Origin of the sequence: Microbacterium sp. BWT-B31 (genome assembly GCF_041379855.1) — a bacterium.
In the GTDB taxonomy this organism is placed as follows: domain Bacteria; phylum Actinomycetota; class Actinomycetes; order Actinomycetales; family Microbacteriaceae; genus Microbacterium.
In genome coordinates, this window is sequence record NZ_JBFECU010000001.1 from 160225 (window position 1) to 172515 (window position 12291).

A 12291-nucleotide genomic window follows, 5' to 3' on the forward strand; every position below is an offset into this window, starting at 1 on the left:
GCCCGCCGCCCGCCTGTGACGGGTTCCCTTCGGCCCGCGGGCGGCGCAGAATACGGGCATGGCCCAGATCAAGACCCAGCCGACGGATGCCGACGTCCAGGCGTTCCTCGAGTCCGCGACGCCCGCGAAGCGGCGTGAGGACGGACTCGTCCTCGCCGAGGTCTTCCGCGAGGTCACCGGGGCCGAGCCGGTGCTGTGGGGCGCGTCCATGGTCGGGTACGGGAGCTACGTGTACGTGTCGCCGTCGGATCCCAAGCGCCGCGGCGACTGGCCGAAGACCGGCTTCTCGCCGCGCAAGGCGCAGCTCTCGCTCTACGGGCTCAAGGACCTTCCCGAGGGCGCGGCGCTCCTGCCGAAGCTCGGCGCCTACACCGAGGGCGCGGGCTGCGTCTATGTGAAGAGGGTCGACGACATCGACCTCGACGTGCTGCGCCGGCTCATCGCGATCGCCTGGACGCGCGGCGACGACCCCGGCGCCTGAGGCGCCGGCGCGTCGGGGGGCGTGGGGCGCGTCGCGGGCGTGGGGCCGGGGCGGGTGTGTGTGAGGGCGGATGCGGGGTGCCGGGGGCCGGGTGCCGGGTGCGGGGTGCCGGGTGCGGGGGCCGGGTGTGGGGTACCGGGGCGGGGGCCGGGTACCGGGTACCGAGGCTCGATGACGGTGACGGATGCCTCGGCCGCAGCATCCGTCACCGCCTGTCGCCCCGCCGCGCCCCGCTCGACGTCCGCTTGTGGGTGTGCTGCGGTTCGGTGCGACGGCGCCACATCGAACAGGCGCTGTCGCCCCGAACCGCAGCACTCGGCCGGAGCTCGCGTGCGGCCCACGCGCCGGTCAGCGCTCGGTGATCGACCCGTCGCGGCCGAGCTCGAGGGTGAGGTGCACGCCGAGCCGCTCGAGGAACGCGTCGTCGTGGCTCACCACGAGCACCGCGCCGCGGTAGGCCGCGAGCGCGTCGACGAGCTGATCGACCGTGTCGAGGTCGAGGTTGTTCGTCGGCTCGTCGAGCACGAGCAGCTGCGGCGGCGGGTCGGTCAGCAGCAGCCGCGCGAGCGCGACGCGCAGCCGTTCGCCGCCGGACAGTGTGGCGACCGGCCGCTCGACCGCCGCGCCTCGAATGAGGAACCGCGCGAGCCGGTTGCGCAGCTCGGGGATGGGCACCTCCGGCGCCGCGTCGCGCACGACCTCGAGCACCGTCGCGGCGTCGTCGAGCCCGTCGACGCGCTGCGGCAGATGCCCGACGCGGTCGGTGTGCGCCTCGGCGCGTGCACAACGCAGGAGAACTTCGCGTGAGGTGTCGCCCCGCCGCGGAGTTTCGCGGCCGTGGGCTGCCTCAGAGTGCGTTCTTCCTGAGTACGGCGCGGCCGACGTGATGAGCCGCTCCAGCAGCGTCGTTTTGCCGGCGCCGTTCGGGCCGATGAGCGCGACGCGCTCGGGGCCCTGCACGGTCCACGACCGGGTGCCGTCGGTGAGAGTCGCGATGCGGCGCCCCGCAGCGACCCCGGGGTCGGGCAGATCGATCTTGACCGTCGCGTCGTCGCGCACGCGGCGGCCTGCCGCGTCGAGCGCTTCGCGGGCGGATGCCTCGCGGTCGGCCTTCTCGCCGCGCAGCCGCCCGGCCGACACCTGCGCCGCGCTCTTGCGGTTTCCCGCCACGATGCCGGGCACGCGCTTGTCGACCTGGGCCTTGCGACCCATCGCGGCGCGGTGGGCGAGGGTCGACTCGGCTTCGATCCGCTGGCGCTTCTCGCGCCGCAGCGACTGTCGGGCGGCACGCTCGGCGTCGCGGGCAGCGTCCTGTTCGGCATCCAGCCACGCCCGCCATTCGGAGTACGGGCCGCCGAACACCGACAGCTCGCTGTCGTACAGCTCGGCGGTGTCGTCCATGAGCTCGAGCAGCGCCACATCGTGGCTGACCACGATGAGCGCTCCGCGCCAGGCGCGCACCAGGTCGTACAGGCGGGCACGCGCATCGCGGTCGAGGTTGTTGGTCGGCTCATCGAGCAGGGTGACGGGTGCAGAACGCAGGCGGATGCCGGCGACCGCTGTGAGCACGCCCTCGCCGCCCGACAGTTCGCCGACGCGGCGGTCGAGCATGCCGGGCTCGAGGCCGGCCTCGGCCAGGGCGGCCTGCGCCCGGGCCTCGACGTCCCAGTCGGAGCCCACCGCGTCGAAGTGCGCGGGGTCGGGGTCGCCGGACTCGATGGCGCGCACGGCGCGCAGCGCGCGGCCCACGCCGAGCAGGTCGGCGACGGGTCGATCGACATCGAGGATGAGCCGCTGCGGAAGGTAGGCGGCATCCGCGGCGCTCACGACTGAGCCGGAGTCGGGCGTGAGCTCTCCGGCGACGAGCCGCAGCAGCGTGGACTTTCCGGAGCCGTTGCGGCCGACGAGGCCGGTGCGGCCCGTGCCGAACGAGCCCGAGACATCGGTGAGGGCGGGGGTGCCGTCGGGCCAGGCGAACCAGACGCGGTCGAGCACGACGGAAGGGGTGAGAGTGTGGGCGGGCATGAGGTCTCCTGTGTCAGTCATGCGCTGACATCGAGACGCCGCGGGCGCGCCGGAACGAGAGTGGTCCGGCCGGTGAGGCGGAGGGTCGACGGTCAGCGCGGATCGGTGCTCAGCAACGAGGGATGCTCGGTGAGCGGCGCGGACACGTCGGTTCGACGATCAGCGCGGGGTCACAGCGCGGACGCGACGATCTCCGTCATCTCATTCCTCACACTCGGGACAGGGACGCCGGCCAGCCTAACGGATCGAGCGCGACGGATGCTGGGAATGCGCGCATCTCCGTCGCATCGGGGAGGCATCCGGCGAGGCAGGCGCATATCGTCGCGGCATGCCCGATCAGGAGCCCCAGCCCGTCAACCTCGCCGCCGTCGGATGGGGGCCGGCATTGCGATCGGCATGGGCGTGGGCGTCGTGTTCGGCGTGGCCTTCGGCAACATCGGCTTGGGCCTGGCGATGGGGATGGGCCTCGGCGTCGCGTTCGCCGTCGCGTTCACGGCGGCGGATGCCGCGCGCCGACAGGCCGCGGGCGAGGCGGGCGTGGCTGCGGTGGATGGTGCTGCGGGTGCCGGTCCGACGGAAGGCGCCGGCCCCGAGGCCGGTGGTGCGGCGGGTGCGGGCCGCGATGGCGCCGGTGCCGACGAGGCTCGCCCCGAGGACGTCGGCCCCACCGGCTCCGGGCCCGACCAGGCGCGCCCCGACGACGCTTACCCCGAAGGCGCCGGGCCCGAAGACGTCGGCCCCGCCGACTCCGGGCCCGCCGACGCTCACCCCGCCGACGCTCACCCCGACAACTCCCGCCCCGACGACTCCCGCCCCGACGACTCCCGTCCCGACGACGCTTACCCCGGCGACGCTCACCCCGAGGACGCCGGCCCCGAAGGCGAACCCGGCCGCCACTAGCGCTCAGCCCGGCGCGGGACCGCTCGGCTCGGCCGGCGAAGGACCGGGCGCGGGATCGGCCAGCCGCTTCTCGATGAACGCGCGCACGTCGGCGAGTTCGGGCTCGGAGATGCTGTGCGTGAGCCCCTGGTACACGCGCCCGCTCAGGTCGACGCGGTCGGGCAGCCACTGTGTGGTGTGGTCGACGAGCGGCTGCGGGATCACGTCGTCGTTCGTGCCCCGCCCCCAGAAGACCGGCGGCCGCACCTCGGCCAGCCGTACGTCGCCGGCGAGCGCGCCCGGGGTGACGTAGCCGCTCAGATTGATCGCATACGCGAATCGCTCGGGTGCGAGCCGCAGCGCCTGCAGCGACACCGCCCCGCCCTGCGAGAAGCCGAGAAGACCGACGGATGCCGCGCCCCCCGCGTGCTCGTCGAGCCATGAGATCACGGCCCGCGCCGCCGCGGTGACCTGCGTGAGGTCGCGGCCGTCGAGTCCCTCGATCGGGTACCACGACCGGCCGGGCATCGGCCACGGCGGGGTGAGCGGGGCGGCGAGGCTCACGACCGCGAGCTGCTGCGGAAGATACGCCCGCAGCCCGTACAGATCGTGCTCGTCGGCGCCGTACCCGTGCAGCAGGAGCAGCAGGTCACGCCCGTCGAGGGACCCGCGATCGATCGACCACAGGGCGGCGTCGGCGTCGAGGAGCAGATCTTCGGGCATGCCGACATCCTCCCACCGGGCTCCGACACCCGTGTCGCCGTGGGCAGCGCGCGAGCGCCGGGAAGCCGCGTCGCGCGCATGGACCGGCCGACGCGGCCGGAGCGAACCGGGAGGCCGGCCGGCGCAACCCGGGCGCGGGACCGAGGCGAGGGGGTATACAGGAGGCATGTCCGTGCGCACCCCCGACCCCGAGCCGGCCGGAGACGACCCGTTCGGCCCGCCGACGGGGAGCGTCTCGAACCCGGCGTGGCTCAGCGACATCGAGCTTGCCGAGATGCGCCGCCGCCTGCCGATGCTGTACGTCGAGGCCGTGCCGGTGCGCACCGACGGCATGGGCACGGTCGTCGACGTCGGCATCCTGCTGCGCGCGACGCCCGTGGGAGAGATCACCCGCACGATCGTGTCGGGGCGTGTGCGGTACGGCGAGACGGTGCGCGACGCGCTGTTCCGCCACCTCGAGAACGACCTCGGGCCGATTGCCTTCCCGCTGCTGCCGCCGCAGCCGGTGCCGTTCACGGTCGCGGAGTACTTCCCGATCCCGGGAGTCAGCCCCTTCCACGACGACCGGCAGCACGCCGTGTCGCTCGCGTTCGTCGTACCGGTCACGGGCACGTGCGAGCCCCGTCAGGATGCGCTCGAGGTGACGTGGCTCAAGCCCGAGGAGGCGGCATCCGATGCCCTGTCCGCAGAGATGGAGGGCGGCCGCGGCACTCTCGTCAGGCTTGCGCTGGCGAGCGTGGGGGCACTGCGCTGACCCTGCGGGAGCGGATGTCTCGAACCCGTCGTGAGCGCATCAGAACGGCAGGTAGGATTCGATAACCCCAGCGGCGCCCCGGCGCCGACCCTCGGTGGTGTCGCGTACGCAAGCGACGTCCCCTCATCTTCACGATCCGGCGCACCCCTCCTGTCGTGAGGTGCGGAGCCGCCGGTGCGCCTCGCAGCCGAGCACACCCCCCGGATCAGCAGAATTGCGAGAGTCATCATGTCGGATCAGCAGGTGCCCGGCCGCCCGGGCGTCGACGAAGCGAGCCCCTTCGACGAACTGATCGGCGGTGACAGCGCGAGTTCGGCACCGTCGTTCGCGATGGCCTTCCGCGGGTACGACAAAGACGAGGTCGATCAGGCCGTCGCGCGACTCACCGCGCGCCTGCGGGCCAGCGCCGACGAGATCTCGTTCCTCGAGGAGCGCTACCGCCGGGTGAGCGAGGCTGCGGGAACCCAGAACCGCGACGCTCTGCTGCGCCTCGAGGCCGACTACGAGTCCAAGCTCGAAGAGGCCGACGCGCGGGCGCGCGAGGCGCTCGAGAAGATGAAGGCCGCGGTGACCGCCGCCAACGCGCGCGCCGCGAAGGCCGAGGAGCGCGTGAGCGACGAGGTGCAGTCCGCGACCGCCGACACGCGCGAGGCCGTGCAGCGCCTCGAAGCCGAGCTGACCGCCGCGAACGCGCGCGCCGCGAAGGCCGAGAAGCGTGTGCAGACGCTCACCGACGAGCTGGTCGAGAACACGAACGAGGCCGGCGGGCGCCCGCAGTTCGAAGAGATCCTGCGGGTGGCCGAAGAGCAGGCGAGCCTCATCATCCGCAACGCCACCGTGCAGGCCGACCGCCTGCTCGAAGCCGCCCGCGAAGAGATCGGCAACCGCCGCAAAGAGCTGCAGGCCGAGGCGGAGGCCGTCCACGCGCAGTCCGACAACGACGCCCAGCAGGCACGCCTGCGCATCGAGACCGAGCTGATGGCGCACCAGGCGCGTCTCGAGCGCGAGGCCGCGCACGCCGGCGAGAAGGTGTCCCAGGCCGAGCAGGAGGCCGCCGCGATCCGCAGCGAGGCCGAGCGCGGCGCGGCGACGCTGCGCTCGATGGTCGCGCGTGAGACCACGCAGATGCGCACCGAGGCCGAAGAGGCTGTGCGCGAGCTCAAGATGCGCGCGCTCGAGTTCGAGGAGTCGCTCACCCGTCGCCAGGACGACGCGCAGCAGGAGTTCCTCATGCTGCACAACCAGGCTGTCGCCCACGCCGAGCGCATCACGCAGGACGCCAACGAGCAGGTCGCGGCCTCGCTCGAGCACGCGCAGCGCGTCGCGGCGAAGGCCGATGACTTCGACCGTCTCATGCGCGCCCAGTCGCAGCAGCTCGAGGCCGACGCGAACCTGCGCGCCCGCGAGCACCTCGAGCGTGCCCGCGCCAAGGCCGAGCGCATCATCGACACCGTCACCACCCAGGCTCAGTCGGTGCTGCGCGACGCCGAGGACCGCACGCGTCAGCTGCGCTGGCAGCAGCACCAGCTCATGAGCTTCATGGCCGAGGTAAAGGAGCTCATCCGCCCCGAGACCGTGCTCGACGCCGAAGACGTCGCCGTCCGCGCGGTGACGGCCGAGCACGCGGAGTCCGGCGAGGCCGAGGATGCTGTCGAACTCCTCGGGCCCGACGGCGAGGACGAAGGCCAGAGCGAACCGGCGGCCGACGCGATCCTCGACGCCGAGGGCGAGTCCCCGAACGAGCGCGACGACGCCGCGGGCGCCGAGGTCACGCCGTTTGCGCACGACCAGGCCGACAGCGACGAGGCCGAAGACGAGACGGCTGCCTGACCCGAGAAGACATCCGGATGCCGCGGGGCGCGCACCCGCGGCATCCGTCGTCTTCGGACCTCAGCCCGCGGTCGTCTCCCGCGCGATGGCCGCGACGAACGCGTCGACGTCCTGCTCGGTGGTGTCGAACGAGCACATCCAGCGCACCTCGTTCTTCGCGGCGTCCCAGTCGTAGAAGCGGAACGAGCCGCGCAGCCGGTCGGCGACCCCGTCTGGCAGCACGGCGAACACGCCGTTGGACTGGGTGGGCTGCGAGAACGAGACGCCCCGGATCGAGCCGCCTTCGAGTCCCGCCTCGACGCCCGCGCGCAGGCGCTGCGCCATCGCGTTCGAATGGCGGGCGTTGCGCAGCCACAGGTCGCCCTCGGCGAGCGCGATCAGCTGCGCCGACACGAACCGCATCTTCGAGGCGAGCTGCATGTTGAGCTTGCGCAGGAAGGTCAGGCCGGCGGATGCGTCGGGGTTGAGCACCACGACGGCCTCGGCGCCGAGCGCCCCGTTCTTGGTGCCGCCGAAGCTCAGCACATCGACGCCGACGTCGCGTGTGAAGGCCCGCAGCGGCAGGTCGAGCGCTGCGGCGGCGTTCGCGATGCGCGCGCCGTCCAGGTGCAGGTGCATGCCGAGCGGGTGGACGTGGTCGGCGATCGCGCGGATCTCGTCGGGCGTGTACAGCGTGCCCAGCTCGGTGGACTGCGTGATCGACACCACGAGCGGCTGCGCGCGGTGTTCGTCGCCCCACCCCCATGCCTCCCGGTCGATGAGCTCGGGCGTGAGCTTGCCGTCGTCGGTGGGCACGTTCAGGATCTTGATGCCGGCGACCCGCTCGGGTGCGCCGCCCTCGTCGACGTTGATGTGGGCGGTGGATGCGGCGACCACGGCGCCCCAGCGGGGGAGCATCGACTGCAGCCCGGTGACGTTCGCGCCGGTGCCGTTGAAGACGGGGAAGGCCTCGACGCCCTCGCCGAAGTGGCCGGCGAAGACCTGTTGCAGGCGCTCGGTGTAGTCGTCCTCGCCGTAGGCGACCTGGTGGCCGTCGTTGGCCGCGGCGATCGCCGCGAGCACCTCGGGGTGGATGCCGGAGTAGTTGTCCGACGCGAAGCCGCGGACGTTGGTGTCGTGGATCGGGGTCACGAGGTACAAGCCTAGGCCGGGTTCCGGATGTCGGAACCTCGGCGTAGCGTCAGGGCATGTCCGACAGCCCCCGCGAGGTCGCCGCCGCGCACACGCCGCCGCCCGGCGGCATGCGCACGTTCGTCCAGGTGCTGATCAACACGGCCGCGGCGAACATCACGACGAGTTTCCTGTGGTTCGCGCTGACGTTCTGGGTGTACCTCGAGACGCAGTCCGTGCTGGCCACGGGCATCGTGGGGGGCACGTACATGCTGCTGATCGCCCTGTTCGCGATGGTGTTCGGCACGATCGTCGACCGGCACCGCAAGCACCGGGTGATGGTGCTGTCGAGCATCGTGACCCTCATCTCGTTCCTGATCGCCGGCGCGCTCTACCTCGCGCAGCCCGAGTCGGCGCTCGTCGACCTCGGCGGTCCGTGGTTCTGGCTGTTCTCGGGCATCATCCTGATCGGGTCGGTGGTCGAGAACCTGCGCAGCATCGCCCTGTCGACGACCGTGACGCTGCTCGTCCCGGTCGAGCGGCATGTCAATGCCAACGGCATGGTCGGCACGGTCGGCGGCATCGCGTTCCTCGTCACGAGCGTGTTCAGCGGGCTCTCGGTGGGCTTCCTCGGCATGGGCGGCACCCTGGTGATCGCGCTCGTGGCGACAGTGCTCGCGTTCGCGCACCTGCTGCTGCTGCGCATCCCCGAAGACACGCCGGTCCCCGACGAGTCGCATGCGAAGGCGCTCGACCTGCGGGGCAGCATCCGCGCTGTTCGCGCCGTGACGGGCCTGTTCGCGCTGATCGTGTTCTCGACGTTCAACAACTTCATCGGCGGCGTCTACATGGCCCTGATGGACCCCTACGGCCTGACGCTGTTCACGGTGCAGTGGTGGGGCGTCGTGCTGGGCATCTCGTCGCTCGGGTTCATCATCGGCGGGCTGGTCATCGCCAAGTGGGGGCTCGGGCGCAATCCGATCCGCACGCTGCTGCTGGTCGTCATGGTCATGGGGGTGCTCGGCGCGCTCTTCACGATCCGCGAATGGGCGTGGCTGTACGTCGTCGGCATCTTCCTCTACATGGCGATCATCCCCGCGGCCGAGGCGGCCGAGCAGACCGTCATCCAGAAGGTCGTGCCGTTCAGCCGGCAGGGGCGGGTCTTCGGGTTCGCGGCGGCGTTCGAGTCGGCGGCGGCCCCGATCACCGCGTTCCTCATCGCGCCGATCGCGCAGTTCTGGATCATCCCGTACATGCGCTCCGACGTCGGCGAGCGGACGTGGGGCCGGCTGCTGGGCGAGGGTGAGGCGCGGGGGATCGCGCTGGTCTTCCTGGTCGCCGGACTCATCATGGTCGTCGCGGCGCTGCTGGCCTTCAGCACCCGCTCCTACCGGGTGCTGTCCGAGGAGTACCGCGAGGGCGTGGTCGACACCGACGCCGAGGCGGGCGAAGGGACCGAGGCCGGTCACGGCGCGGCGGGCGCTGCGCCACCGAGCCCCGTGTTCCCGACCTCGTCGCGAGAGGCCGCCGCCGGCTCGGCCGGCCACGACCGGCCGAGCTCCCTCTGACGCGGGCGGCGCCGCCTGCGGCGTCGTCGAATACGCAGGTTCTCGCCGAACGACCCCGTCTTCACCGGCGGCGACGTGGTGTCTCGGCGAGAACGCGTGTTCTCGACACGAACGCAGCCTCGGTCAGGCGTCACCGCCGCGGATGCCCACGGTCGACTCGATCACCGACCGCATCTTCTTCTCGAGCGCTTCGTAGAACATCGACAGCGGGAATTCGTCATCGAGCACAGCGTCGGTGTAGCCCGACGGAGGTCCGGCGAGCACCTCGTCGGAGAGGCCGCGGGCCCACGCCGACGCGGGGTGCGGGGTGAGCGTGGAGCGCACCAGGTCGTAGGTCGCGAGCCAGTGCGCGGACTTCGGCCGGTCGATCGAGCGCCAGTACAGGTCGTCGATCGCGTCGCCGAGCGCGACGACCGCAGCCGGCACGGCGTCCCAGTCGACGGTGAGCGAGGTGTCGGTCCAGTGCAGCACCCCACGCTGGTGCAGCCACGCGAACAGCAGCTGCCCGCCCACCGCGTCGTAGTTGCGCACGCGGGTGCCGGTGATCGCGAAGCGGAAGACGCGGTCGAAGATCACCGCGTACTGCACGAGCACGGCGTGGTCGAGCGTCTCGGCCTCCTGTGCGTCGAGCGTCTCGCCGGCTGCGGCACGGGCCCGCAGCCGCTCGGTGATCGCGACGCACTCGCGGAACGCCGTGAGGTCGCAACGCAGCTCTTCCAGCGAGTACAGGAAGTACGGCATCCGCTGCTTGATCATGAACGGATCAAAGGGCAGATCGCCGCGCATGTGCGTGCGGTCGTGGATGAGGTCCCACATCACGAACGTCTTCTCGGCCAGCGCCTGGTCATCGAGCAGGCGCTGCGCGTCGGCGGGCAGGTCGAGCTTGGTGATGTCGGCGGCGGCATGCACGACGCGCCGGAAGCGCGCCGCCTCGCGATCCTGGAAGATCGCACCCCACGTGAACTCCGGGATCTCGCGCATCGCGACGGTCTCGGGGAACAGCACCGCCGAGTTCGTGTCGTAACCCGGCGTGAAGTCGACCAGCCGCAGCGACACGAACAGGCCATTGGTGTAATCGGTCTCGAGCTGTGCGACGAAGGCGGGCCAGATCACCTCGACGATGACGGCCTCGACGAAGCGGTTGCGTGATCCGTTCTGCGTGTACATCGGGAAGACGACGAGATGACGGATGCCGTCGACCCGGTGCTGCTGCGGCTGGAAGGCCACGAGCGAGTCGTGGAAGTCCGGGATGCCGAACCCGGTGTCCGCCCAACGCTCGAAGTCATGCATCGACGCGGCGAGGTACTCCGCGTCGTGCGGGAACGCGGGAGCGAGCGACCGGATCGACTCCACCACGCTCTCGACATAGGCGCGCGCCTCGGCGTGGGTGGCAGCATCCGGAATCGAACCGTCCTGTGCCTGCAGGGACTGCAGCCCCGTCGCGGCGTCTTTCAGCGCGAGCCACGCCGGAGAGGTCTCGATGCTCTCGGCGACGGGGTCCACGCCCCCGCAGGCACGGCCCGACGCGCCGGCGGCGGGGGAAGTGGGCGTGGGGGCGGGTTCTGCGGCGCTGGTCTTCGCGGGGTGCGCGGTCATAGGCATGGAATCCTCCGATCCGAAGCTTTGCCCGAAATAATTCCGGTGCTGGGACAATACTGCCGATATTGTTCCAGTTATGGATGATTCTGTCGACCTGCGCCTCTTGCAGGAGGTCTCTCTCGACGGGCGTGCGACGCTCGCTCAGCTGTCCGAGAAGGTCGGGCTCTCGGTGTCGGCCGTGCAGGCGCGCATGCGTCGACTCGAGGCCAGCGGCGTGATCGCCGGCTATCGGGCGCTGCTGGACCCCGAGGCGGTCGGCAAGCCGCTGGCGGCGTTCGTCGAGATCACACCGCTGGACCCCGCGCAGCCCGACGACGCGCCCGAACGACTCGCGCACCTGACCGCGATCGAGGCGTGCCACTCGATCGCGGGGGACGCGAGCTACATGCTCTTCGTGCGGGTGGCCTCGCCGCGGGCGCTCGAGGCGCTGCTGCGCGACATCCGGCAGGCGGCATCCGTCAACACCCGCAGCACCGTCGTCCTGCAGACGTTCTTCGAGCACCGCCCGATCGTGCCGGCGGGCGGGCAAGACTGAGTCGCACGCCGGTGCGGCCGGGGCGGGTCACACGGGCGCGAGGATCGTGCGCGTCGCGTCCCACGGCTGCGCCCAGCCGAGACGGTCGAGGATGCTATCGACGATGAGCCCCGTGAACCCCCACAGGATCTGTTCGGCGCCGTCTGCGTCGAGCACCCATGCCGGGCCCTTCCACGTCTGGCCGTCGCGGTGGATGACCGAGGTGTACCTGCGCTCGGGCGAGATCAGATCGGCGACCGGTGTGCGAAAGACGGCGGAGGACTCCGCGGCATCGCCCACCGCGACAGGCGACGGATGCCGCCACCACCCGAGCACCGGAGTCACCACGTGCAGCGAGTACGCCAGGGGCAGCGGCCGCAGAACCCCGAGCACATCCACACCCGCCGGGTCGAGCCCGGTCTCCTCCTGCGCTTCGCGCAGCGCCGTGGCGACGATGTCCTCATCGGAGTCTTCGCTCCGGCCGCCCGGGAACGCGACCTGCCCGGCGTGCGAGCGCAGGGTGGTCGCACGCGCCAGCAGCAGCAGATCCAGGTCGTACGGGTCGTTCGTGACCTCGACGCCGTCGCGCGCGCCGAAGAGCACGAGCACCGCCGCGGACTTCGCGACCGCCGGGTCGACGCCCTCGCGCGGCCAGGACGCCAACAGCTCAGGATCGACCGCGAGCGCTTCGAGCTGCTCACGCGGGGTCGAGAAGGGATCGGTCACCCGACCGAGCGTATCCCCGCCCGCATCCGTGTTCGCCGTCTGCCTGCGGCTGCGTGTCCCACTTCGTCGCTTCGGACGGCCC

Annotated in this window: 11 protein-coding genes; 6 read left to right on the forward strand and 5 right to left on the reverse strand. The window is 71.7% G+C overall.

Features of this window, described 5'->3' with window-relative positions:
* Window positions 1–58 precede the first annotated feature (58 nt).
* Window positions 59–481 carry a DUF1801 domain-containing protein gene (locus tag AB1K54_RS00715; RefSeq protein ID WP_371200774.1) on the forward strand — a complete coding sequence of 141 codons (423 nt, stop codon included), beginning with the start codon at window positions 59–61 and terminating at the stop codon, window positions 479–481.
* Window positions 482–829: 348 nt separating this feature from the next.
* Here the strand turns inward: AB1K54_RS00715 and AB1K54_RS00720 are convergent, their stop codons facing one another.
* A complete protein-coding gene (locus AB1K54_RS00720; RefSeq protein WP_371201151.1) occupies window positions 830–2506 on the reverse strand; it encodes an ABC-F family ATP-binding cassette domain-containing protein in 1677 nt (558 codons plus the stop codon).
* A 372-nt stretch (window positions 2507–2878) separates the two neighbouring features.
* Here AB1K54_RS00720 and AB1K54_RS00725 point away from each other — a divergent pair, with 372 nt between their 5' ends.
* Window positions 2879–3406 (forward strand): hypothetical protein, encoded by a 528-nt coding sequence (locus AB1K54_RS00725; protein WP_371200775.1) that lies wholly within the window; start codon window positions 2879–2881, stop codon window positions 3404–3406.
* Between the two features lie 3 nt (window positions 3407–3409).
* Here AB1K54_RS00725 and AB1K54_RS00730 read toward each other — a convergent pair whose 3' ends face one another.
* A complete protein-coding gene (locus AB1K54_RS00730; RefSeq protein ID WP_371200776.1) occupies window positions 3410–4108 on the reverse strand; it encodes an alpha/beta hydrolase in 699 nt (232 codons plus the stop codon).
* Between the two features lie 166 nt (window positions 4109–4274).
* On the opposite strand from AB1K54_RS00730, the gene AB1K54_RS00735 reads away from it, so the two are divergent.
* Entirely contained in the window at window positions 4275–4862 is a 588-nt protein-coding gene (locus AB1K54_RS00735; protein WP_371200777.1) for an NUDIX hydrolase family protein, read from the forward strand.
* 228 nt (window positions 4863–5090) lie between these two features.
* Entirely contained in the window at window positions 5091–6692 is a 1602-nt protein-coding gene (locus AB1K54_RS00740) for a DivIVA domain-containing protein (protein ID WP_371200778.1), read from the forward strand.
* 60 nt (window positions 6693–6752) lie between these two features.
* On the opposite strand, the gene AB1K54_RS00745 is transcribed toward AB1K54_RS00740, so the two are convergent.
* Window positions 6753–7823, reverse strand: a complete 1071-nt coding sequence (locus AB1K54_RS00745; RefSeq protein WP_371200779.1) for a low specificity L-threonine aldolase — start codon at window positions 7821–7823, stop codon at window positions 6753–6755.
* A 56-nt stretch (window positions 7824–7879) separates the two neighbouring features.
* Between AB1K54_RS00745 and AB1K54_RS00750 the strand changes: the two genes are divergently transcribed.
* On the forward strand, window positions 7880–9370 hold the full coding sequence (locus AB1K54_RS00750; protein WP_371200780.1) for an MFS transporter: 1491 nt from the start codon (window positions 7880–7882) through the stop codon (window positions 9368–9370).
* Between the two features lie 123 nt (window positions 9371–9493).
* Here AB1K54_RS00750 and AB1K54_RS00755 read toward each other — a convergent pair whose 3' ends face one another.
* Complete coding sequence (locus AB1K54_RS00755; RefSeq protein WP_371200781.1) at window positions 9494–10966, reverse strand: DUF6421 family protein; 1473 nt, start codon at window positions 10964–10966, stop codon at window positions 9494–9496.
* A 79-nt stretch (window positions 10967–11045) separates the two neighbouring features.
* Between AB1K54_RS00755 and AB1K54_RS00760 the strand changes: the two genes are divergently transcribed.
* Complete coding sequence (locus AB1K54_RS00760; protein ID WP_371200782.1) at window positions 11046–11504, forward strand: Lrp/AsnC family transcriptional regulator; 459 nt, start codon at window positions 11046–11048, stop codon at window positions 11502–11504.
* A 27-nt stretch (window positions 11505–11531) separates the two neighbouring features.
* On the opposite strand, the gene AB1K54_RS00765 is transcribed toward AB1K54_RS00760, so the two are convergent.
* Window positions 11532–12209 (reverse strand): CoA pyrophosphatase, encoded by a 678-nt coding sequence (locus AB1K54_RS00765; RefSeq protein ID WP_371200783.1) that lies wholly within the window; start codon window positions 12207–12209, stop codon window positions 11532–11534.
* Between the last annotated feature and the right edge of the window lie 82 nt (window positions 12210–12291).

Excerpts from the sequence above, each read along its gene's own strand:
- AB1K54_RS00715 (WP_371200774.1), top strand. The coding sequence starts at position 59 with ATGGCCCAGATCAAGACCCAGCCGACGGATGCCGACGTCCAGGCGTTC.
- AB1K54_RS00720 (WP_371201151.1), bottom strand. The coding sequence starts at position 2,506 with ATGCCCGCCCACACTCTCACCCCTTCCGTCGTGCTCGACCGCGTCTGG.
- AB1K54_RS00725 (WP_371200775.1), top strand. The coding sequence starts at position 2,879 with ATGGGGGCCGGCATTGCGATCGGCATGGGCGTGGGCGTCGTGTTCGGC.
- AB1K54_RS00730 (WP_371200776.1), bottom strand. The coding sequence starts at position 4,108 with ATGCCCGAAGATCTGCTCCTCGACGCCGACGCCGCCCTGTGGTCGATC.
- AB1K54_RS00735 (WP_371200777.1), top strand. The coding sequence starts at position 4,275 with ATGTCCGTGCGCACCCCCGACCCCGAGCCGGCCGGAGACGACCCGTTC.
- AB1K54_RS00740 (WP_371200778.1), top strand. The coding sequence starts at position 5,091 with ATGTCGGATCAGCAGGTGCCCGGCCGCCCGGGCGTCGACGAAGCGAGC.
- AB1K54_RS00750 (WP_371200780.1), top strand. The coding sequence starts at position 7,880 with ATGTCCGACAGCCCCCGCGAGGTCGCCGCCGCGCACACGCCGCCGCCC.
- AB1K54_RS00755 (WP_371200781.1), bottom strand. The coding sequence starts at position 10,966 with ATGACCGCGCACCCCGCGAAGACCAGCGCCGCAGAACCCGCCCCCACG.
- AB1K54_RS00760 (WP_371200782.1), top strand. The coding sequence starts at position 11,046 with ATGGATGATTCTGTCGACCTGCGCCTCTTGCAGGAGGTCTCTCTCGAC.